This window comes from Tatumella sp. JGM118, assembly GCF_018257515.1.
Classification (GTDB): Bacteria; Pseudomonadota; Gammaproteobacteria; order Enterobacterales; family Enterobacteriaceae; genus Tatumella; species Tatumella terrea.
This window is the reverse complement of the sequence record NZ_JAERJR010000011.1, coordinates 25,005-47,090: the sequence shown is the minus strand read 5'-3', so window position 1 is coordinate 47,090 and position 22,086 is coordinate 25,005. Positions and strand designations below refer to the sequence as shown.

At 53.3% G+C, this 22,086-nt stretch carries 24 protein-coding genes; 11 read left to right on the top strand and 13 right to left on the bottom strand.

All coding sequences use genetic code 11. The features are described from left to right. Positions 1-5 precede the first annotated feature (5 nt). Entirely contained in the window at positions 6-896 is an 891-nt protein-coding gene (cyoE, locus tag JK223_RS11305) for a heme o synthase (RefSeq protein WP_212714283.1), read from the top strand. 134 nt (positions 897-1,030) lie between these two features. Beyond that, positions 1,031-2,407 (top strand): MFS transporter, encoded by a 1,377-nt coding sequence (locus JK223_RS11300; RefSeq protein WP_212714282.1) that lies wholly within the window; start codon positions 1,031-1,033, stop codon positions 2,405-2,407. Positions 2,408-2,464: 57 nt separating this feature from the next. Here JK223_RS11300 and JK223_RS11295 read toward each other — a convergent pair whose 3' ends face one another. Continuing rightward, the gene (locus JK223_RS11295) at positions 2,465-2,956 is read right to left on the bottom strand and encodes a YajQ family cyclic di-GMP-binding protein (protein ID WP_212714281.1); all 492 of its coding nucleotides are present in this window, start codon (positions 2,954-2,956) and stop codon (positions 2,465-2,467) included. A gap of 133 nt (positions 2,957-3,089) precedes the next feature. On the opposite strand from JK223_RS11295, the gene panE reads away from it, so the two are divergent. After that, positions 3,090-4,010, top strand: coding sequence for a 2-dehydropantoate 2-reductase (panE, locus tag JK223_RS11290; RefSeq protein ID WP_212714280.1), 921 nt, complete (start codon positions 3,090-3,092; stop codon positions 4,008-4,010). Continuing rightward, positions 3,964-4,563, top strand: coding sequence for a protein deglycase YajL (gene yajL / locus JK223_RS11285; RefSeq protein ID WP_212714279.1), 600 nt, complete (start codon positions 3,964-3,966; stop codon positions 4,561-4,563). Before panE ends, yajL begins: the two co-directional genes overlap by 47 nt. 55 nt (positions 4,564-4,618) lie before the next feature. On the opposite strand, the gene thiI is transcribed toward yajL, so the two are convergent. Further along, complete coding sequence (gene thiI, locus JK223_RS11280) at positions 4,619-6,067, bottom strand: tRNA uracil 4-sulfurtransferase ThiI (RefSeq protein ID WP_212714278.1); 1,449 nt, start codon at positions 6,065-6,067, stop codon at positions 4,619-4,621. Between the two features lie 239 nt (positions 6,068-6,306). On the opposite strand from thiI, the gene xseB reads away from it, so the two are divergent. Genes xseB through dxs form a run of 3 tightly spaced genes read left to right on the top strand, consistent with a single transcriptional unit; the run spans position 6,307 to position 9,333 of the window. Further along, positions 6,307-6,549, top strand: a complete 243-nt coding sequence (gene xseB / locus JK223_RS11275; protein ID WP_212714277.1) for an exodeoxyribonuclease VII small subunit — start codon at positions 6,307-6,309, stop codon at positions 6,547-6,549. Further along, on the top strand, positions 6,549-7,448 hold the full coding sequence (ispA, locus tag JK223_RS11270) for a (2E,6E)-farnesyl diphosphate synthase (protein ID WP_212714276.1): 900 nt from the start codon (positions 6,549-6,551) through the stop codon (positions 7,446-7,448). The genes xseB and ispA overlap by 1 nt, the downstream gene beginning before the upstream one ends. Before the next feature lie 19 nt (positions 7,449-7,467). Then, positions 7,468-9,333, top strand: a complete 1,866-nt coding sequence (gene dxs / locus JK223_RS11265) for a 1-deoxy-D-xylulose-5-phosphate synthase (protein ID WP_212714275.1) — start codon at positions 7,468-7,470, stop codon at positions 9,331-9,333. A gap of 65 nt (positions 9,334-9,398) precedes the next feature. On the opposite strand, the gene pgpA is transcribed toward dxs, so the two are convergent. The 6 genes from pgpA to nrdR form a co-directional block, all read right to left on the bottom strand. Then, entirely contained in the window at positions 9,399-9,914 is a 516-nt protein-coding gene (gene pgpA / locus JK223_RS11260; RefSeq protein ID WP_212714338.1) for a phosphatidylglycerophosphatase A, read from the bottom strand. Next, complete coding sequence (gene thiL / locus JK223_RS11255) at positions 9,895-10,872, bottom strand: thiamine-phosphate kinase (RefSeq protein WP_212714274.1); 978 nt, start codon at positions 10,870-10,872, stop codon at positions 9,895-9,897. The genes pgpA and thiL overlap by 20 nt, the downstream gene beginning before the upstream one ends. A gap of 65 nt (positions 10,873-10,937) precedes the next feature. Beyond that, positions 10,938-11,357 (bottom strand): transcription antitermination factor NusB, encoded by a 420-nt coding sequence (nusB, locus tag JK223_RS11250; protein WP_025902495.1) that lies wholly within the window; start codon positions 11,355-11,357, stop codon positions 10,938-10,940. 16 nt (positions 11,358-11,373) lie between these two features. Next, a complete protein-coding gene (ribE, locus tag JK223_RS11245) occupies positions 11,374-11,844 on the bottom strand; it encodes a 6,7-dimethyl-8-ribityllumazine synthase (protein ID WP_212714273.1) in 471 nt (156 codons plus the stop codon). Between the two features lie 110 nt (positions 11,845-11,954). After that, positions 11,955-13,058 carry a bifunctional diaminohydroxyphosphoribosylaminopyrimidine deaminase/5-amino-6-(5-phosphoribosylamino)uracil reductase RibD gene (gene ribD, locus JK223_RS11240; protein WP_212714272.1) on the bottom strand — a complete coding sequence of 368 codons (1,104 nt, stop codon included), beginning with the start codon at positions 13,056-13,058 and terminating at the stop codon, positions 11,955-11,957. After that, positions 13,055-13,513, bottom strand: a complete 459-nt coding sequence (gene nrdR, locus JK223_RS11235; protein WP_212714271.1) for a transcriptional regulator NrdR — start codon at positions 13,511-13,513, stop codon at positions 13,055-13,057. The genes ribD and nrdR overlap by 4 nt, the downstream gene beginning before the upstream one ends. A 182-nt stretch (positions 13,514-13,695) precedes the next feature. Between nrdR and lysM the strand changes: the two genes are divergently transcribed. Together lysM and JK223_RS11225 are read left to right on the top strand one after the other, a co-directional pair. Further along, positions 13,696-14,130, top strand: a complete 435-nt coding sequence (gene lysM, locus JK223_RS11230) for a peptidoglycan-binding protein LysM (RefSeq protein WP_212714270.1) — start codon at positions 13,696-13,698, stop codon at positions 14,128-14,130. A gap of 7 nt (positions 14,131-14,137) precedes the next feature. Beyond that, positions 14,138-14,689, top strand: coding sequence for a DUF3251 domain-containing protein (locus JK223_RS11225; protein ID WP_212714269.1), 552 nt, complete (start codon positions 14,138-14,140; stop codon positions 14,687-14,689). 176 nt (positions 14,690-14,865) lie between these two features. Here the strand turns inward: JK223_RS11225 and secF are convergent, their stop codons facing one another. The 5 genes from secF to queA form a co-directional block, all read right to left on the bottom strand. Next, on the bottom strand, positions 14,866-15,834 hold the full coding sequence (gene secF, locus JK223_RS11220) for a protein translocase subunit SecF (protein ID WP_212714268.1): 969 nt from the start codon (positions 15,832-15,834) through the stop codon (positions 14,866-14,868). Positions 15,835-15,844: 10 nt separating this feature from the next. Next, positions 15,845-17,692: a protein translocase subunit SecD gene (gene secD / locus JK223_RS11215; RefSeq protein WP_212714267.1), complete on the bottom strand. Its 1,848-nt coding sequence runs from the start codon at positions 17,690-17,692 to the stop codon at positions 15,845-15,847. A gap of 25 nt (positions 17,693-17,717) precedes the next feature. Further along, on the bottom strand, positions 17,718-18,050 hold the full coding sequence (yajC, locus tag JK223_RS11210) for a preprotein translocase subunit YajC (protein ID WP_025902503.1): 333 nt from the start codon (positions 18,048-18,050) through the stop codon (positions 17,718-17,720). Positions 18,051-18,075: 25 nt separating this feature from the next. Next, positions 18,076-19,200 carry a tRNA guanosine(34) transglycosylase Tgt gene (tgt, locus tag JK223_RS11205; RefSeq protein WP_025902504.1) on the bottom strand — a complete coding sequence of 375 codons (1,125 nt, stop codon included), beginning with the start codon at positions 19,198-19,200 and terminating at the stop codon, positions 18,076-18,078. 84 nt (positions 19,201-19,284) lie between these two features. Then, the gene (gene queA / locus JK223_RS11200; RefSeq protein WP_212714266.1) at positions 19,285-20,355 is read right to left on the bottom strand and encodes a tRNA preQ1(34) S-adenosylmethionine ribosyltransferase-isomerase QueA; all 1,071 of its coding nucleotides are present in this window, start codon (positions 20,353-20,355) and stop codon (positions 19,285-19,287) included. Between the two features lie 102 nt (positions 20,356-20,457). Between queA and JK223_RS11195 the strand changes: the two genes are divergently transcribed. Both JK223_RS11195 and JK223_RS11190 read left to right on the top strand, forming a co-directional pair. Continuing rightward, a complete protein-coding gene (locus JK223_RS11195) occupies positions 20,458-21,039 on the top strand; it encodes an ACP phosphodiesterase (protein WP_212714265.1) in 582 nt (193 codons plus the stop codon). A 112-nt stretch (positions 21,040-21,151) separates the two neighbouring features. Further along, positions 21,152-21,754, top strand: a complete 603-nt coding sequence (locus JK223_RS11190; protein WP_212714264.1) for a peroxiredoxin C — start codon at positions 21,152-21,154, stop codon at positions 21,752-21,754. The last annotated feature ends 332 nt before the right edge of the window (positions 21,755-22,086 follow it).

The following is a 22,086-nucleotide window of genomic DNA, read 5'->3' as shown; positions in this document are numbered from 1 at the left end:
ACGTAATGATTAAGCAATACCTGCAAGTGACAAAACCAGGAATTATTTTCGGAAATCTAATTTCTGTGGTTGGTGGGTTTTTACTGGCCTCCAAAGGCAGTATTAATTACACCTTATTCCTCACCTCCATGGTCGGCGTATCATTAGTGGTGGCATCAGGTTGTGTGTTTAACAACGTGATCGACCGGGATATCGACCGGAAAATGGAGAGAACAAAGAACAGGGTTCTTGTGAAAGGACTCATTTCCGCGAAAACCAGCCTGGTGTATGCGACCTTCCTGGGTATTGCTGGCTTTATGATGTTGTACTTTGGTGCCAATCCACTGGCCATGTGGTTGTCAGTGATTGGCTTCATCGTCTACGTCGGCATCTATAGCCTCTATATGAAGCGTCATTCAGTGTACGGCACGTTAATCGGTAGTCTTTCGGGGGCTGCGCCACCGGTGATCGGTTACTGTGCCGTATCGAATGAATTCGATGCCGGTGCCCTGATCCTGCTGGCTATCTTTAGCCTCTGGCAAATGCCGCATTCCTATGCCATTGCCATCTACCGGTTTAAAGATTACCAGGCGGCTAATATTCCGGTATTGCCGGTGGTGAAGGGGATCTCTGTCGCGAAACATCATATTACCATTTATATTCTGGCATTTATGATAGCCACGTTGATGCTCTCTCTGGGCGGATACGCGGGTTACAAGTATCTGGTGGTTGCTGCGGTGGTGAGTCTCTGGTGGCTCGGTATGGCCCTTTCCGGCTATAAGCGGACCAATGATGATCGCCTCTGGGCCAGGAAATTATTCGTCTTCTCCATTGTTGCCATTACCGCTCTCAGCGTCATGATGTCGGTCGATTTTATGACCCCGACCTCCAGAGACCTGCTGACTTACGTCTGGTAAGTCCCTCCCCTGTCAGAACTAAAAGGCGCGACATACGCGCCTTTTCTTTTTTTGTTACTTCTGTTTGTAAAGTATTATTTTACCGGGCTTGTTACGCACCTTACTATAGCGTCGGTCAATAAAAAGAGGTTTTAATGAACGATAATAAAATGACGTCGCTGGAACGGAGAGCAACATGGGGGCTTGGCACCGTCTTTTCGCTACGGATGCTGGGTATGTTTATGGTGCTGCCCGTATTAACGACCTATGGTATGGCCCTGCAGGGGGCTTCCGAAGCGCTGATTGGTTTAGCCATCGGCATCTATGGTTTAGCTCAGGCCGTATTCCAGATCCCGTTCGGATTGCTGTCTGACCGCATAGGCCGTAAACCCTTAATCGTCGGAGGGCTGTTGTTATTTGTGCTGGGTAGCGTGATAGCTGCCTGTACGCAGTCTATCTGGGGGATCATTCTCGGACGCGCCTTACAGGGCTCCGGAGCCATTGCCGCGGCAGTGATGGCGCTGCTGTCTGATCTGACCCGCGAGCAGAACCGTACCAAAGCGATGGCATTTATCGGGATCAGTTTTGGGGTGACCTTTGCGATTGCCATGGTTATCGGCCCGGTCGTCACCCATATTCTTGGCCTGCACGCGCTGTTCTGGATGATTGCGCTACTGGCGACCCTCGGCATATTTATCACGCTGGCCATTGTCCCTTCCGCCAAAGATCATGTGCTGAACCGTGAATCCGGGATGGTAAAAGGCAGCTTTAAAAAGGTACTGGCCAGCCCGCGGTTACTGAAGCTGAACTTCGGTATTCTCTGCTTACACATCCTGCTGATGTCCAGTTTTGTGGCCCTGCCCGGCCAGTTCGAAAACGCAGGATTCCCGGCCTCCCAGCACTGGAAAGTCTATTTCGTTACCATGCTGATTGCGTTTGTGGTGGTGATGCCTTTTGTCATCATTGCCGAAGTCAAACGCAGGATGAAAGCCGTGTTTATCAGTTGTGTGGCCTTGCTGGTCATTGCAGAAATTATTCTCTGGGGGGCTGGCACACACTTCTGGACCCTGGTCGTCGGTGTTCAGGTGTTCTTTATCGGTTTTAATCTGATGGAGGCCATTCTTCCCTCACTGATCAGTAAAGAATCCCCCGCGGGTTATAAAGGAACGGCGATGGGTGTCTATTCCACCAGCCAGTTTATCGGCGTGGCTATCGGGGGGAGCCTGGGGGGCTGGATCTTCGGCCATATGGATGCGCAAACCGTTTTCCTGGCCGGAACCCTGCTGGCCGTGGTCTGGCTGCTGGTCAGCCTGACCATGAAAGAGCCTCCGTATGTCAGCAGCCTGCGACTGGTCTCAGATCAACTGCGCCATACTCCGGGTCTGGAGCAAAAGTTATCTGCCGTTGAAGGGGTCTCCTCGGTCATGATGATACCGGAAGAAAACAGCATCTATGTGAAAATTGACAGTAAAGTCACCAGCCGTGAGGCACTGGAGAGGATTATTGCGGAGTATCAGCCGCTGCAGGTGTAGTCCACACACGGTTATAAAAAACGCGGCTTCTGAAAGCCGCGTTTTTTTAGGGAGGGGTTAATCGCGGAAGTTTTTAAACTGGAAAGGCTGGCCCAGATTGCCGCCGCGAACCAGTGCCATCGCACCTTGCAGGTCATCGCGGGATTTTCCGGTCACCCGCAGTGACTCGCCCTGGATCTGCGTCTGGACTTTCAGCTTGCTGTCTTTGATCAGTTTTACGATTTTTTTGGCGACATCCGTTTCGATGCCCTTTTTCAGTTTCGCGTCCACTGACCAGCTTTTGCCGCTGTGTTCGATCTCGTCAGGCACTTCCAGTGCTGCACCTTCAATTCCGCGTTTCAGTAATTTTTCACGCAGAATATCCACCAGTTGTTTCACCTGAAAATCAGATTCCGAACTGATCTTAATGGTTTCATTTTTTTCGTTTAATTCAACCGCGGCTACCACGTTACGAAAATCAAAACGGGTAGATAATTCACGGCTGGCATTTTCTACCGCATTGCGCACTTCCTGAAGTTCAACTTCAGAAACAATATCGAAAGATGGCATATTCTCTTCTCCTGAGTCGGTTTTGCCATGCATAATACGCAGATCGACGCGGTAAAAAAATGCCTGAGTCCTGAAAACATCAGACCCGGCAACGAAAACCGGTATTTTTGTCGCCGGCTATCCGGGAGTTATTATGAAGATTACGGTACTGGGGTGTGGTGCCCTGGGACAACTCTGGCTGTCAGCCTTACACCGTCAGGGACACGAGGTTCAGGGGTGGCTGCGCAGCGCACAGCCGTCGATGACGGTCCATATCACCGCCCCTGACGGAGAGAGGCATCGTCACAGTTTTCCGGCCAATGACCCGCGATGGCTGGCAGACAGTGAGTTACTGCTGGTCACGCTAAAAGCCGCGCAGATATCGTCTGCCGTCCTGCAAATACAGCCCCTGCTGCCACCGCACTGTACTATCGTGCTGATGCATAACGGGATGGGGATCATCGATGAGTTGCCGCCCCTGCCGCAGACCGTTCTGCGGGCGATTACGACACATTCCGCCTGGCGTCATCAGGGACGCGTTATCCATGTTGCCCACGGGGTCACCCATCTCGGGCCGGTTGCCTGCGATGAAAACCCCCTCAGTCCGCTGGCTGATCTGCTGCACGAGGCATTACCGGAAGTGGCCTGGCATAACGATATTCTGCCTGCCTGCTGGAATAAACTGGCCATCAATTGTGTGATCAATCCGCTCAGCATCAAATACGATTGCCCTAACGGTGAACTCCTGCAGTACAGCGGGGAAATTACCACGCTCTGTGAGGAGATCGCGGCGGTGATGAACCGTGAAGGCCTGCACGCCGATGCCCGGCAACTGCAGCAGAGTGTTACCCATGTTATGCAAAACAGTGCCGCTAACTATTCCTCCATGCTGCAGGATATCCGCACCGGACGTCGCACCGAAATAGACTATATCACCGGCTATCTGCTGAGGAAGGCCGTCGGGTATGGTATTCCTGTCCCCGCTAATCGCGAATTATATCAGAGAGTAAAAACAAAGGAGTCGGCCGATGGGCACCCAAAAATCAGTGCTGGTTTGTCTGGCGCATGGCAGTGAAGAAACTGAAGCCGTTACCGTTATCGATCTGCTGGTCAGGGCCGGCATTCATGTCACCACCGCCAGTGTCGAAAGCCAGGGTGACCTGCTGATCACCTGCTCCCGTGGCGTACGATTACAGTGCGATACCACACTGGTTTCGGTGGCGGATCAGCCTTTTGATGCGCTGGTTCTGCCCGGAGGTCAGCAAGGTGCGGAGACTTTCGGTGACAGTGTTCTGCTGCTGGAAACCCTCCGTCAGTACCGGACCACCGACCGGATTGTCGCCGCCATCTGCGCCGCACCGGCGCTGGTGCTGGCGGCCCATGAGCTTTTTCCGGACGGAAATATGACCGGGTTCCCGGGCCTGCGTGAAAGTATTCCGGAAAAACAGTGGATCGAACGCAGGGTCGTCTGGGACCCGCGGGTAAATCTGCTGACCAGTCAGGGGCCGGGGACCGCATTCGATTTTGCGCTGAAACTGATTGATCTGCTGGCCGGTACTGACAAAGCCCGGGAAGTGGCTGAACCGCTGGTCCTGGCCCCGGGGATCTATAACTACCAGGAAAGCTGAAATAAAAAAGCCCGCGATAATTAACATTATCACGGGCTTTATCGTTTACCGGGCGTTACGGACGATACACTTTCACATTCGTATAGCCCTGCTCATGCAGGTAAAGCGCCTGCAGGCGGCTCATTACCCCCCGATCACAGTACAGCAGCCAGGTACGACTCTGGTCAAGATCGGCAAACTGGCTACCAAGCTTATAAAACGGCAGCGATTTGATCTCGACATTTCCCGCCTGCAGCGGGCTTTCTTCGTATTCATCGACCGACCGGATATCCAGGATACTGTCGTTTTCACCGAACGCATCTACCGTTTCAATCTCAACCACGTCGCGGGCCGCTTGTTCGGCGATCTCACGGATGTCCAGATTGTTGGCCTCTTCGACCACTTTTTCCAGTATGCCGAAATCGAAGTTTTCTTCTTCGGCCAGGATCTTACTCTTCAGCGCTTTCACTGTCGGACTTTTAGAGATCACCCCACAGTATTCCGGCATGGTACGGGCAAAATCTTCTGTGCCGATCTTACGCGCCACATCAATGATTTGCTCTTTATCATGAGAGATCAGCGGGCGCAGGATCAGGGTGTCACTGGCATTATCAATTAAGCGCAGATTGGTCAGTGTCTGGCTGGAGACCTGACCGAGAGCTTCACCGGTCACCAGCGCCTGCACACCATAGCGCTCTGCCACCATGGAAGCGGCACGGACCATCATACGCTTAAGCACAACGCCCATCTGGCCGTCTTCGATATTTTCGAGGATGGCACCGACCACCGGTTCAAAGTCGATGGCAACAAAGCGGACACGGTGCGAACGACCGTACCGGGTCCAGAGATAGTGAGCGACCTGACGAACACCAATCTCATGGGCCGCCCCACCGAGATTGAAGAAGCAGTAGTGCACACGGCATCCGCGACGCATCAGCATATAGCTGGATACTCCGGAGTCGAACCCGCCGGAAAGCAGCGATAAGACATCGTCCTGCGTCCCGATAGGGAAGCCGCCGAGACCTTCATAGCGTTCGGTCACCAGCAACAGGCGATCATCATCGATCTCCAGGTTAACCGTCACTTCCGGACGGGTTAACCGGACAGAGGCTGTCGGGATATGCTGGTTCAGTCCGCCGCCGACATAACGCTCAACATCCTGCGAGCTGAACTCTTGTTTGCCGCGGCGTTTCGCGCGGACGCAGAATGTTTTACCTTCAAGTCGCTCACGGTTTAATGCCAGCGTCTGCTCAAAGATATCGTGCATATCGGTGTAAGTATGTTCTTCCACCGCCAGGATATGATGGATCCCGGGGATACGCGTCAGTTCTTCGGCAATGACCGGTTTCAGCGCTTCGTTTTTAGAACGGACAACAATGTGGTCCCAGTGACGAACAACTTTAATCTCTTCGTCGACGGTTTTCAGGATATTGCGAATATTTCCGTTGAGGATTTTAATAAAACGCAGCCGTACAGACTGGCTTTTAATCGTGATTTCCGGAAACAGTTTTATGATAAACTTCATGGTGGCACAGGCTTATTCAGGGAAAATAAGTGTTAATAACTTACACACTTAACTGTTAAAATCAGAGAATGGCGGACAGCGACAGGTGGTGTCCCGCATCCAGGATGCGAGAGTATATCATCTTTGTTGCGACTCTGCTTCTGCAACCTCTGCCACATTGATCATTTTGCTAATCGTTTGTGGTCAGCTACCATAAGTGATTACAATTGAATATATAAATCGTTGAGCCGGTGTCTACTATGCCTAAAAAAACCGAACCTTCTGTCAGCTTTGAGCAAGCGCTGCAGGAGCTGGAAAGCATTGTCCGTCGTCTGGAAGGGGGGGAATTGCCATTAGAAGAAGCCCTGAACGAGTTTGAAAAAGGCGTAAAGCTTGCCAAAACCGGCCAGCAAACATTACAGAAAGCCGAGCAACGGGTACAGATCTTACTGAAACCGGATGAGACTGCCGATCTGAATGCCTTCACCCCGGACAGTCACTGATGGATTTGTCGACATTACTGGCCACCTATCGTGAGCGGGTGGATAATACATTAATCCGATTACTTAATGATCTGCCCTTTCAGAGTTCTCCTCTGGTGAACGCCATGGAGCACGGCGTACTGTTAGGCGGTAAGCGCATGCGTCCGTTTCTGGTCTATGCGACCGGTCATATGCTGGGAGTTCCGCTGCCGGTACTGGATGTCCCTGCCGCAGCCATTGAATGTATCCATGCCTACTCTCTGATTCATGATGATCTGCCCGCGATGGATGACGATGCTTTACGGCGGGGGCAGCCCACCTGTCATATCGCGTTCGGTGAAGATACCGCTATTCTTGCCGGTGATGCCTTACAGACGCTGGCCTTTACTGCCCTGAGTACTCATCCGATGCAGGGAGTCACTGCAGACGCCCGGCTGACGATGATTTCTGAACTCGCCGCGGCCAGTGGTGCTGCAGGTATGTGTGGCGGACAGGCGCTGGATTTAGCGGCTGAAGGTCAGTCCGTGGGGCTGGACGCGCTTGAGACTATCCACCGCCATAAAACCGGGGCATTGATCCGTGCGGCGGTCAGACTCGGTGCCTGTTGCGCCGGGGAAAAAGGTCAGGCACTGCTGCCGGAACTTGACCGCTATGCCAGTGCTATCGGACTGGCTTTTCAGGTTCAGGATGACATCCTCGATGTTGTCGGCGATACCGAGGTGATCGGTAAACGCCAGGGGGCCGATATTGCCCTGGGAAAAAGCACCTACCCGGCCCTGCTTGGCCTGGAAGGCGCACGCGAAAAGGCCCGCCTGCTCTGCCAGGAAGCCACGGATGCATTGGATAAGCTCGCCGGAAAATCTTTCGATACCGCCTCATTACGGGCGCTGGCGGGCTATATAATTGAACGTGATAAATAACATCCATAATGAGTCACTGATGAGTTTTGATACCACCCAATACCCGACACTGGCGCTGGCAAGCACAGTGCAGGAATTACGTCTATTGCCAAAAGAGAAGCTCCCTGCCCTGTGTGGGGAGCTGCGTCAATACCTGCTCGACAGTGTCAGCCAGTCCAGCGGGCATTTTGCCTCCGGACTGGGGGTCGTCGAACTGACGGTCGCTCTGCACTATGTTTACAACACCCCGTTCGATCATCTGGTCTGGGATGTTGGTCATCAGGCCTATCCGCACAAGATCCTGACCGGCCGTCGTGATCGCATCGGTACTATCCGTCAGAAAAACGGGCTGCACCCGTTTCCGTGGCGCGATGAGAGTGAACACGACGTACTGAGTGTTGGTCATTCATCAACCTCGATCAGTGCCGGACTGGGCATGGCGGTGGCCGCAGAAAAAGAAGCCGCAGGACGCCGCACCGTCTGTGTGATAGGTGACGGTGCCATCACCGCAGGTATGGCCTTTGAAGCCATGAACCATGCCGGCGATATCAAACCGGATATGCTGGTGATCCTGAATGATAACGATATGTCGATTTCAGAGAATGTCGGTGCACTGAATAACCGGGTGGCTCAGATCCTCTCCGGAAAAACCTATTCACGGTTGCGGGAAAGTGGCAAACGTGTGCTGACCGGCCTTCCGCCGATCAAAGAGCTGGTGAAACGTACCGAAGAACATCTGAAAGGGATGGTTTCCCCCGGCACCTTATTCGAGGAGCTTGGCTTTAATTATATCGGTCCGGTCGACGGTCATGATGTGCTGACACTGGTCAGTACCCTGACCAATATGCGTGAGCTGACCGGCCCGCAATTTCTGCATATTATTACCCGCAAAGGGAAAGGCTACGCGCCCGCGGAGCAGGACCCTATCGCCTGGCATGCGGTGCCTAAATTCGACCCGGCCAGCGGTGCTTTGCCTGAGAGCAAAGGCGGTATACCAACCTACTCCAAAATCTTCGGCGACTGGCTGTGTGAGATGGCTGCGCAGGATGATAAGCTGATGGGGATTACCCCTGCGATGCGCGAAGGGTCCGGAATGGTCCGTTTTTCCCGCGAATATCCGCAGCAATATTTTGATGTCGCCATTGCCGAACAGCATGCGGTGACCTTTGCCGCAGGGATGGCTATCGGCGGCTATAAACCGGTGGTTGCCATTTACTCGACCTTCCTGCAGCGCGCCTACGATCAGTTGATTCATGATGTGGCTATTCAGAAATTGCCGGTGCTGTTTGCCATTGACCGCGGAGGCATTGTCGGTGCCGACGGACAGACGCACCAGGGTGCCTTCGATATCGCCTTCCTGCGCTGTATTCCTGACCTGGTGATCATGACACCGAGTGATGAAAATGAGTGCCGGAATATGCTGTATACCGGTTATCACCATCAGCAGGGGCCAAGTGCCGTGCGCTATCCGCGTGGCAATGGTCGCGGGCTGGAAAGTGAGCCACTGCAACAGCTTCCGCTGGGTAAAGGCCTCGTGAAACGTCAGGGCGGGAAAATTGCTATTCTGAACTTCGGGACGTTATTGCCTGAAGCCGAAAGCGTGGCCGAAACCCTGAATGCTACCCTGGCCGATATGCGCTTCGTGAAACCTATGGATCAGGCTCTGGTGCTGGAACTGGCGGAAAGCCATGACCTGCTGGTGACGCTGGAAGAAGGCACCATCAGTGGGGGGGCCGGTAGCGGAGTGAATGAGATCCTGATGGCGGCACGTCGCATGACGCCAGTACTGAACCTGGGGCTGCCTGACCGCTTTATTTCGCAGGGGACTCAGGATGAAGTGCGTCATGACCTGGGGCTGGATGCTGAGGGGATTCTGGCGGCTATCGAACGCTGGCAGGCCCTGTAAGCGGTAAGTCAGATTCGGCAACCTGTGTGCCGAATCTGACTGCTTTCTGACCCGGTGATGCTTAATCAGAAGGGAATGAAGGCAGGAAAGTAGTGTGCCACTGCAAAGATTAACGCCGCAGAGATCACCCCGGCGACAATATCATCGACCATAATCCCCATTCCGCCCCGGACATTGCGATCAAACCAGCGGATAGGCCAGGGTTTCCAGATATCAAAAACGCGGAACACCACGAATCCGATCGCTATCCATTGCCAGTGATGATTCGGGATCGCCACCAGCGTTATCCACATACCGATAAATTCATCCCAGACAATACTGCCATGATCATGCACACCCATATCTTTTGCGGTTCTGTGGCAGAGATAGACCCCCAGACAGATCCCCAGTAACACGATCAGATAATAGAGTTCCTGCGGCAGCTGGATCAGAAAATACCAGAACGGGATCGCCGCCAGTGACCCGGCAGTGCCCGGCATCACCGGGCTGAGTCCGCTACCGAAACCTACGGCGAGGAGGTGCCACGGGTTACTCAGTCGCAGACGTGAGATAACTTGTTGTCTATTTCCGGCCAAAATGATCGTATCCTTTCACATGAAGCGTGGCAGGCTTACCCTGATCCAGCAGCACCAGCCCTTCACTTTCCGGCGCTATCTGGCCGATACAGTGATAAGGAACACCGAGGTGGTCAAGGGAGACCGCCAGCGCACCGCGATTGATCTCCGGTACGGTGAAACATAGCTCATAATCTTCACCACCACCGAGCGCCCAGCGTTGTGCCTGCTCTTTACCGAACCCTTCGGTCAGTGCGGTAGAGAGTGGCAAGGTATCGATGTTGATTCTGGCACCGACCCGGCTGTTCTTCAGAATATGTCCGATATCCGCCAGCAGACCGTCCGAAATATCTATCGCTGACGTGGCGAGATCACGCAGCGCCTGGCCCTGCAGGATGCGGGGGACTGGCCGGAGATGGCGCTTGATCAGCGCCTCATAGATGGCCGGGTCGTCGGTACGGACATGATGCTGTAACAGTGCCAGCCCGGCGGCGCTGTCCCCCAGGGTACCGGTCACAAAGATCCAGTCACCCGGTTTGGCACCGTTGCGTTTCAGTGCCCGCCCTTCCGGAACCAGCCCGTGAATACCCAGCGTCATACTGAGCGGGCCACGGGTCGTATCTCCGCCGACCAGTTGCATGTCGTAGTAATCCAGCAGTTCAAACAGGCTGTCACTGAACGCCTGCAACCACGCCTCATCGACCGACGGTAACGTCAGTGCCAGTGTCAGCCAGGCAGGGTCTGCCCCCATCGCCGCAAGATCACTGAGATTGACCGCTAAGGCTTTATAGCCAAGATCGGAAGGATGAATATCACGCAGGAAATGTATCCCTTCCACCAGCGTATCGGTACTGATCGCCAGGGTCTTTTTTTCAGGGACATTAAGAAGAGCACAATCGTCTCCGATGCCTTTGATGACATCACGACGCGAGCTGGTAACACGATTAAAATAACGAGCAATGAGCTCAAATTCGCCACAGGACATAAGCGGGATCACTCAACAGGTACGTTATTGATATAAAAAAGGCCGGAGAACCGGCCTGAGTATCATTACTTACGATTCGGACGAATTTGTGGTGCTGCTTTATCCAGAACGCCATTCACAAACTTATGGCTGTCTTCGGCACCAAAGACCTTCGCCAGTTCAATACCTTCGTTGATAGCGACTTTATAAGGCACGTCGTCACGCTTGCTCAGTTCATACAGCGCAATACGTAATGCGGCTTTTTCAACCTGGCCCAGCTCATCCAGACGACGGGTCAGGTAAGGCTGCATCAGACCATCAAGGTAGGCACTGTTGTTCGCGACACCCGCCAGTATTTCGCGGAAATAGTTAACATCAACATCTTTGACGTCCTGTTCCGCCAGAAACTGGTATTCCACATCGGAAATGTCATTATTGGATATCTGCCAGGAATAGAGTGCCTGGAGGGCACACTCCCGGGCACGGCGGCGAGCAGCAGGTTTCACAAAATTCCCCTTAAGATCAGGCGTTAATAGCTTCTAAAACATTAATCATTTCAAGTGCGGTCAGTGCCGCTTCGGCACCTTTATTACCCGCTTTAGTACCGGCACGCTCAATAGCCTGCTCGATATTTTCGGTTGTTAACACCCCGAAGGCGACAGGAATGTCGCTGTTCATTGCCACATTGGCAATACCGGAACTGGCTTCCCCGGCCACAAATTCAAAGTGGGCTGTTCCGCCACGGATCACGGTTCCGAGCGCGATCACCGCATTATATTTACCGGTGTTACACAGCGCGCGCGCAGCCAGAGGTAATTCGTAAGCTCCGGGAACCCAGACGACGGTAATATTTTCATCTTTCACCTGACCAATACGTTTCAGCGCATCGATAGCACCGTTCAGCAGGCTGTCATTGATAAAATTATTAAAACGGGCAATGACAATGGCAACGTTAGCTTCAGGCGTTGCTACAGCAGCTTCGATAATTTTCATACACTTCCTTTCAGGTAAAAATCGCTTTCAGGTAAAAGTCGGGTCGCCCGGCAAGGGGGGCGAATTTTAGCATACTCTTTCGCGCTCTGCTCTCGCTTTTGCGCAAACTCTTATTCAGGGCGTAAAATAACCCGCAAGTCATCACCGATACGGCGAACATCCTCAAAACAAAATGCCGGGGCATCGGCCAGCCGGGTGAGCCCCGGTAAGGCACAGAGCCCGCGGGCTTCATTACCGAGAAGCTTCGGCGCCAGGTAAACGATCAGTTCATCCACCACCCCCGCGCGTATCAGCGCGCCAGCCAGTGTCGCACCGGCTTCCGTCCAGACACTGTTAATCTGCTGGCGGCCTAACTGCATCATCAGTGCCACGAGGTCAAACCCTCCGTCGTGTTCCGGCACCACTATCTGCTTCACTGTCTCCGGCCATTCCCCGTCGGGACGGGAGCGTATCAGCCAGGTATCACCTGGCCCGGAAAACACCGACTGTGAAGGCTGTAATTGCTGCTGCCGGTCGGCTATCACACGGACAGGCTGGCGAAGGTGAGTGGCACCGCCGATGGCCGTCAGTGTCTCACTGTCCAGTGAACCCGCACGCACGGTCAGGGCCGCATTATCGGCAATGACCGTTTTAGCCGTGCTGAGAATGGCGTGGCTCTGTGCGCGGAAGTGCTGCACATCCCTGCGGGCGGCCGCGGAAGTGATCCACTGGCTCTCGCCACTCGCCATGGCCGTTCGGCCATCCAGCGAAGCCCCCAGTTTTAACTGTACCCACGGAAACCCGGTGCGCATACGTTTCAGAAAACCGCGGTTCAGGGCCTCGGCGTCCTGTTGCATCAGACCATGACTGACCTCAATGCCGGCCTGGCGCAGACGATAGAGTCCCCGCCCCGCCACTTCCGGATTCGGATCCTGCATCGCGGCCACCACACGGGAGACGCCTGCCGCAATTAAGGCATCACAACACGGGGGGGTTCGGCCAAAATGGCTGCACGGCTCCAGCGTAACATAGGCCGTGGCACCCCGGGCCGCGTCTCCGGCGGCACGAAGCGCATGGACCTCGGCGTGAGGTTCCCCGGCCCGCTGATGCCAGCCTTCCCCGACAATCTGCCCGTCCCGGACAATCACACATCCGACATTCGGGTTAGGGGCGGTGGTAAAGCGGCCGCGTCTGGCCAGCTCCAGCGCCCTGGCCATAAATACCTGATCAGTCATTCACGTTTATCCTGTAAACGGGCAATCTCTTCGCCGAATTCGCGGATATCCTCAAAACTGCGATACACAGAGGCAAAGCGGATATACGCCACTTTATCCAGCATTTTCAGTTCATCCATCACCAGGTTACCCAGCATTTTACTGGGGACCTCTCTCTCCCCGGTGGCCCGCAGATGCGCTTTGATCCGGTGAACGGCACTGTCCAGCGCGTCTGAACTTACCGGACGCTTCTCCAGTGCCTTCATCATGCCGCGTACCAGCTTATCTTCGTCAAAGGGTTCACGCACATCGTCACTTTTTACCACTCTGGGCATCACCAGTTCTGCCACCTCAAACGTGGTAAACCGTTCATGGCAGACCAGACACTGACGACGACGACGTACCGATGAACCCTCACTGACCAGTCGGGAGTCTATGACCTTGGTATCTACGGCTGCGCAAAACGGACAATGCATCGAATTATTCCCGGGCTTAAGTAATCATTCAGTCTAGTGTAACGCGAAGACATCGTTAACTAAATGTATTCACGTGCGGTGACTTTCATTTTGCCGTAACCGCGTTATTCTTTATCACTGTTTACGACTATGCTTAATGTGTTTATCGTAAAGATCCTCAAAAAAATCAGGAGTCAATCAGTATGGGTTTATTTAGTTTTGTTAAAGAAGCTGGCGAAAAATTATGGGATTCTGTCTCTGCGGACGATGGCAGCAAGATCCAGGATCATTTAAAAAAACTGGGCCTGCCTGACAGCGATAAAGTGAATGTCAGTGTCAATGACGGGACAGCCACCGTGACCGGTGATGGCCTGAGCCAGGAACTGAAAGAAAAAATCCTGGTTGCCGTCGGTAATGTGGCGGGGATCACCCATGTGGATGACAAAGTCAGCACCGACGGCCCGGAAACGGCACCGACGATCTATACCGTAAAATCCGGAGACACCCTGAGTGCTATCTCTAAGCAGGTTTACGGGGATGCTAATCAGTACAATAAAATTTTTGAAGCGAACAAGCCTATGCTCTCCAGTCCGGACAAAATTTATCCGGGTCAGGCACTGCGCATTCCTCAGGCATAATATTCGCATGAAGAAAACCAGCCTCAGCATCATTGCCGTTTCGTTATTACTTGCGGGGTGCAGTTCGTCGCAGCCGCCGGCCCGGCTGACCGACAGTGTCGGCCAGCTGAACCGGGATCTGAGCCGGTTATCTGCCCAGTCAGAGGCTCTGGCTTATCAGCGGCAACTCAATGCGGCGTCCACCCGCGGCGCCTGGCTACTGCCTCTGGCGGACAGTGCGGTGTCACTCGTTACCGCGCAAGGTAAGGTGCTGACAAAACTGGCTCCGGTAAGTCCCGGGGGCTTGCCGGTATTACTGGTTAAAAACCAGCAGACCTGGTCGCTGCCCCCCTTCACGATCACGGCCGAACTGGCGACGGTCTCTGATGAACAGGGATACCGGAATGCTGTCCCGGTGATTGTGAAACGCCAGGTGTTACAGCGGGCGGTTCCATTGGCGCCGTCGGAACAGGCCCGCTTTATTCTGCCGGAAATCAGGCTTAAAGATGGCCAGGTGCTGGTGGTCAATGTGCATCAGTTTATGCCGGAAATCTCAGCCGCGGTTACGCGCCCCCGTTAACCGGGCGGCCAATCCTGAGATAGATTGACCGTTTTGTGGTTAAGGGACGGATGTCATCTCTCATGATGACAGTTTGCCATGACCGGGGCTTGTGTGAGGTGTGGCAGACGACTCAGACCATAAAAAAAGGCAGCCCCTGCGGGCTGCCTTTTTCAGAGTTATGACGGGAAATCGTATTACGGTAACAACGATTTCTGATCCGCCCCCTCTTTTTCAACTTTCTGAACCAGCATATGTTCACGCTTCATGCCCAGCTTCAGTGCCAGGGCAGAGGCCACATAAATGGATGACACTGTACCGATGGTGACACCGATTAACATGGTCAGCGAGAAGCCACGCAGTAATTCGCCACCGAACAGGAACAACATCAGTACCACCACCAGCGTGGTCGCTGAGGTCATAATGGTACGACTCAGTGTCTGCGTCAGCGAGACATTGACGATGTCGTACGGTGTTCCGCGGCGGATTTTGCGGAAGTTCTCACGAATACGGTCAGAGACCACGATGCTGTCGTTCAGCGAGTAACCGATAACCGACATCAGTGATGCGATGATAGTCAGGTCAATCTCGATATGGAACAGCGAGAGGATCCCCATCGTGATCACCACGTCGTGCGCCAGTGCCAGTACTGCCCCCAATGCCAGTCGCCACTCAAAGCGGAAACCGACATAGACCAGGATACAGATCAGCGCGACAAGTAATGCCATGCCCCCGGCCTGGGCGAGATCACTGCCGACACTCGGTCCGACAAACTCGATACGTTTGACTATTGCCGTCTGGCTGGTGGCCTGATTTATGACAGAGACCACCTTGTTCCCCAGTTCCTGTCCGGTATTTCCGGCATGCGGGGACAAGCGCACCATCACATCACGGCTGCTGCCGAAGTTCTGGACTTCCGGCTCCATGAATCCGGCATGTTGTAATGCCTGACGCATGGTATCCAGCTCGCCGGGTTTCTCCAGAGTAATTTCAATCACCGTACCGCCGGTGAAATCCAGACCCCAGTTAAAACCACGGACACCCATCACGACGACAGACGCTATCAGCAGGATCCCGGAGATAGCGAAAGCCACATAGTCCCAGCGCATAAAGTCGTAGACTTTACGGCCATAATTTAACTGTTCAACACTATATTGCTGTGCCACTACGCGCTCCTCAAATTGACAGCTTGTTGATACGTTTGCCGCCATACAGCAGGTTCACGATGGCACGTGTCCCGACAATTGCTGTGAACATGGAGGTCGCAACACCGATGGCCGTTGTGATAGCAAATCCTTTGATGGACCCGGTACCGACGGCGTACAGGATGATTGCAGTAATCAGCGTCGTAACGTTGGCATCGACAATACTGGAGAACGCACCACGATATCCCTCGTGAATAGCCTGCTGAACACTGCGACCATTACGAAGTTCTTCTTTTATACGTTCGTTAATCAACACATTCGCATCGACGGCGACCGCGAGGGTTAATACTATCCCCGCAATACCTGGCATGGTTAAGGTTGCCCCCGGCAGCAGCGACATGATCCCGACAATCAGAACCAGGTTGGCAATCAACGCTGTGGTGGCAATCACACCAAACTTTTTATAGTACAGGACCATAAACAGGATAGAGGCAATCAGTCCCCACAGGCAGGCATGCAGACCCTGATTAATGTTCTGTTGTCCCATGGTCGGGCCGATGGTACGTTCTTCAACGATCTGAATCGGCGCAATCAGCGCTCCCGCACGTAGCAGTAACGATAACTGACGCGCTTCGTTCGGATTGCTGATACCGGTAATGCGGAAGCTGTTACCCAGGCGTGACTGAATATTGGCCACGTTGATAACTTCTTCTTCTTTTTCCAGAATCGCACGACCTTTGGCATCTTTCTTACCGCTGTCTTTGTACTGCACAAACAGGGTTGCCATCGGTTTACCGATATTGTCCTTGGTATAATCAGACATCATATTTCCGCCGGTACTGTCGAGGGAAATATTAACCTGAGGCTGGTTATACTCATCCATACTGGACGTGGAATCGGTAATATGGTCACCGGTCAGGATCACACGCTTGTACAGCACCACCGGCTGACCATCACGGGTCATCTTAACTTCAGAATCCCCTGGCACACGGCCCTGAGCTGCCGCCGCAGGATCAACGGAGGTGTTGACCGGACGGAACTCCAGCGTTGCTGTCGCGCCGAGGATCTCTTTAGCACGCGCAGTGTCCTGGATACCCGGTAACTCAACCACGATACGGTCAGTTCCCTGGCGCTGAACCAGCGGTTCTGCCACACCCAGCTGATTCACACGGTTACGCAGAATGTTAATGTTCTGCTGAACCGCATATTCACGGGCTTCGCTCATCCGTGCATCGGTCATGACTGCGGTCAGGGCGTTATTTCCTGCAGAGTTAATGACTAAGTCACTGTGACGCGGAGTGAGGTAGCTGATGGCTTTATCCCGATCAGTCCCGTTCGCGAAACCGATGGTGACACCATAGTCAGGCGCTTTACCGATCGTGGTATACGGGATGTTCTGAGCACGTAAATCACTGCGCAGGCTGTCGGAATTTTGTTCCTGCAGCTTACCCAGTGCGGTGTCCATATCCACTTCCATCAGGAAGTGAACACCACCACGCAGGTCCAGACCCAGTTTCATCGGATCGGCAGACAGCATTGCCAGCCACGCCGGGGTTGCCGGGGCGAGGTTCAGAGCCACAACGTAGTTGTCACCCAGGCCACTCACCAGAGCTTCACGGGCACGGAGCTGGATATCGGTATTATTAAAGCGGGCAAGAATGGCCCCATTTTCCAGGGCAACGGATTTGCTCTGGATATGGTCCTGCCGGAGAATATTCTGGATCTGATCCAACGTTTGCTCACTGGCGGCGGCACCCCGCGCGCCAGTGACTTGCACGGCCGGATCCTCACCATACAGGTTGGGAAGTGCATACAGCAGACCGAGCAGGAGAACCACGATCAGCATGATGTACTTCCACAAAGGATAACGGTTTAACACGGCAATTCCCTTAGGGAAGAAAAAATTACAGCGCCTTCATTGTGCCTTTCGGCAGAACGGCAGCCACGAAATCACGTTTGATCACGACTTCAGTCGTATCATTCAGAGCAATAACCACGTACCCGGTCTCTGACACTTTGCTGATACGGCCCACTAATCCGCCATTGGTTAACACTTCATCGCCTTTGGTGATTGAGTCCATCAGCTTCTTGTGTTCTTTAGAACGCTTCTGCTGCGGGCGCAGAATCATGAAGTAAAAGATCAATCCAAATACGACCAGCATGATCACCATAGAATACGGACTTCCCTGAGACGGGGCACCCGTAGCGGCAACAGCGTCAGAAATGAAAAAGCTCATTAAATTTCCCTCATTGGATTTATAGTCAAACGTTTAAGGCAGGGACGTCTTTCCCCTTCCTTTGATAAAAATCAGTGACAAATTGCTCTAAATTACCGTCTTCAATCGCCTGACGTAAACCGGCCATCAGACGCTGATAGTAACGCAAATTGTGGATAGTATTCAGCCTTGCACCTAAAATTTCATTACAACGGTCCAGATGATGCAAATAGGCACGGGTGTAATGGCGACACGTGTAACAATCACACTCTGCATCCAGCGGAGAGGTATCATCTTTATGCTTAGCATTACGGATTTTAACCACCCCGTCGGTCACAAACAGATGACCATTACGGGCATTGCGGGTTGGCATAACGCAATCAAACATATCAACACCACGACGCACGCCTTCGACCAGATCTTCAGGTTTTCCGACGCCCATCAGGTAACGTGGCTTATCTTCCGGGATTTGCGGACAGACATGCTCAAGGATGCGATGCATATCTTCTTTCGGCTCCCCGACAGCCAGACCGCCCACAGCGTACCCATCAAATCCTATCTCTACCAGTCCTTTAACAGAGACATCTCGTAAATCTTCGTAAACACTGCCCTGGATAATACCGAACAATGCGTTTTTATTCCCCAGAGAATCAAAACGGTCACGGCTACGTTTCGCCCAGCGCAACGACATTTCCATCGAACGCTTCGCATAATCGTGGTCAGCCGGGTAAGGCGTACATTCATCGAAGATCATCACGATATCGGAACCGAGATCGTACTGAATTTCCATCGACTTTTCGGGGTCCAGGAAAATGGCATCGCCGTTGATCGGGTTACGGAAATGTACCCCGGCTTCGGTGATCTTACGAATATCGCCCAGGCTGAAGACCTGGAAACCGCCGGAGTCGGTCAGGATAGGCCCCTGCCACTGCATGAAGTCATGTAAGTCACCATGTAACTTCATGATTTCCTGACCAGGACGCAGCCATAAATGGAAGGTATTTCCCAGGATAATCTGCGCGCCGGTGTCTTTGACTTCTTCCGGTGTCATTCCTTTGACCGTACCATAGGTGCCCACCGGCATAAATGCCGGGGTTTCGACCACACCGCGATCGAACACTAAACGACCGCGACGGGCACGACCTTCGGTAGTAATTAATTCAAACTTCACACAACCTCCACCAGAGAAACAGTCTGATGTTAAGAGTTAAACATCTGATCAGCGGCGGTTTCCGGACGGAAACTGCCAGCCCTTTTATTCCCCGACCTGCTGTTCAGCCGCCTGAGGATTTTTAGTAATAAACATCGCATCACCGTAACTGAAGAAACGATATTGCTCTGCGACCGCCTGCTGATATGCCTGCATCGTATTCCGGTAACCGGCAAACGCGGAGACCAGCATGATAAGCGTGGATTCAGGCAGGTGGAAGTTGGTGATCAAAGCATCAATCACCTGATATTGATATCCCGGATAAATAAATATCTGCGTATCATCAAAAAACGGCGCGATCAGGCTCTCTCCGGCGGCCTGCGCGGCGCTCTCCAGAGAACGTACAGAAGTTGTTCCGACGGCGACCACTTTATTGCCACGGGCTTTACAGGCCAGCACCGCATCCACCACGTCCTGAGGGACTTCGGCATATTCCGAGTGCATTATATGGTCTTCAATACTGTCCACCCGTACCGGCTGGAATGTGCCGGCCCCCACATGCAGGGTGACAAACGCCATCTCCACGCCTTTTGCGCGCAGAGCCTCCAGCAGACCATCATCAAAATGGAGTCCCGCGGTCGGAGCCGCCACTGCCCCCGGACGGGCGCTGTAGACCGTCTGGTAGAGCTCACGGTCAGACTCTTCATCCGGCCGGTCGATATAAGGCGGCAGTGGCATATGGCCGACCTGATTGAGGATCTCCAGCACGGCACGCTGATCATCAAAAGCAATCTCGAATAAAGTGTCATGACGGGCCACCATGGTGGCTTTCACGCTTTCATCATCGCCTAACAGCAATTCGCTGCCGGGCTTCGGGGCTTTTGAGGCACGGACATGGGCCAGCACCCGGTGCTCATCCAGCACCCGCTCGACCAGCATCTCAATCTTACCGCCACTGGCTTTGCGCCCGAAGACTCTGGCCGGGATCACCCGGGTATTATTGAACACCAGCAAATCCCCGGCATTCAGTTTTTCCAGCACATCGGTAAACACCCCGTGGGTGAGCTCGCCTGTCGGGCCGTCGAGGGACAGCAGGCGGCAGCTGCTTCGTTCTGCCCGCGGATAATGGGCAATCAGGGACTCAGGCAGTTCAAAATTAAAATCAGCAACGCGCATGGCGGAATATTCCGGGTAAAAAATCAGGCGGCATAGTGTAACGGAAAAGCCGGGATTACTGAACCTCTGGCTGTCAGGTCGGAGTTCGGCCTATAATACCCTATGAATTTTCTTGCACATCTGCACCTGGCCACACTGGCCGAAAGCTCGCTGCTCGGGAACCTGATGGCCGATTTTGTACGCGGTGATCCGGATACCCATTGGGATAGCGCCACCGCTGAAGGTATCCGTCTGCATCGCCGGCTGGATAGCCTGACCGACGCCTTACCGGAAGTCCGTGCCGCCCGCCTGCTCTTCCGGGAGGAGACCCGCCGCGTCGCGCCGATCACCCTCGATGTTATCTGGGACCATTTTCTGGCCCGCCACTGGGATCATTACTGTCCGGCAACCCCGCTGAGCCTCTTTTGCCGGCAGGCCGAACAGCAAATCCGTCCGTTTCTGCCCGATACCCCGGACGCTTTTCGCAAACTCAACCAGCTGATGTGGCCGGAGCGCTGGCTGGAAAAATACGGTCAGCCGGAACGGCTGGCGCTGGTGCTGAATGGCATGGCGAACCGCCGCCCGAAACTCGACCAGTTACGTCATTCTTATCAGGATTTTGTGGAGAATTATTCAGCACTGGATGCGCTGTTTTCTGTGTTTTATCCGCGCCTTATGCAACTTGCCACAGAAAAAAGGCTGTAAAAGCACGTTTCGGCTGTCATACTCTTGTCAGCAAATGAAACGATGATAATCTACAGAAAATGACATACCCAATGGTGTGTTGTTGTTAATCCCTTAACCGATTGGAGTGATTATGGTACTGGTTACCCGTCAGGCCCCTGACTTCACGGCAGCAGCCGTACTGGGCAATGGTGAAATTGTTGAGAATTTCAACTTTAAAAAACACATTGCAGGTAAACCTGCCGTCCTGTTTTTCTGGCCAATGGACTTCACTTTTGTGTGTCCTTCAGAATTAATCGCTTTTGATAAGCGTTATGCTGAGTTTGAAAAACGTGGTGTGGAAGTCGTTGGTGTTTCTTTCGACTCCGAGTTCGTTCATAACGCATGGCGTAACACCCCTATCAATGATGGCGGTATTGGTCCGGTGAAATATGCGATGGTGGCTGACATTAAGCGTGAAGTTCAGCAGGCGTATGGCATCGAACATCCGGATGCAGGCGTTGCTCTGCGTGGTTCTTTCCTGATCGACAAAGACGGTGTTGTTCGTCATCAGGTAGTGAACGATCTGCCACTGGGCCGTAACGTTGACGAAATGCTGCGTATGGTTGATGCGCTGCAGTTCCACGAAGAGCACGGCGAAGTCTGTCCTGCACAGTGGGAAAAAGGCCAGGAAGGTATGGGCGCTTCTCCGGAAGGCGTTGCAAAATACCTGACCGCAAACGCCGGCAAGCTGTAAGTTACCTTGCTGAAATAACCCGCTGCGGCGGGTTATTTTTTTGCTCTCCCCGCCTTATCCTCTGCCGGACTCTGCCGGTAATCACCTCCGTTTTGCCCGCCAATACTTATCACTGTACGCCGGATAACATCATCACAGCGCAATCTCTCCGTTATTGTCGTCGCTGATGGTGACCGTCGCTCCCATGGCTACCTGCCAGGTCAATGAAACCTGCACAGTATATCCGTCTGCTTAACTGAAAATTCATTCTTCGTTCAGTGGGGCTGCATCACCAGGGAAAGGAATGCGGGTCAGACTGTAACAGCCCACAAAATCCTCTTCAGAGCGACACC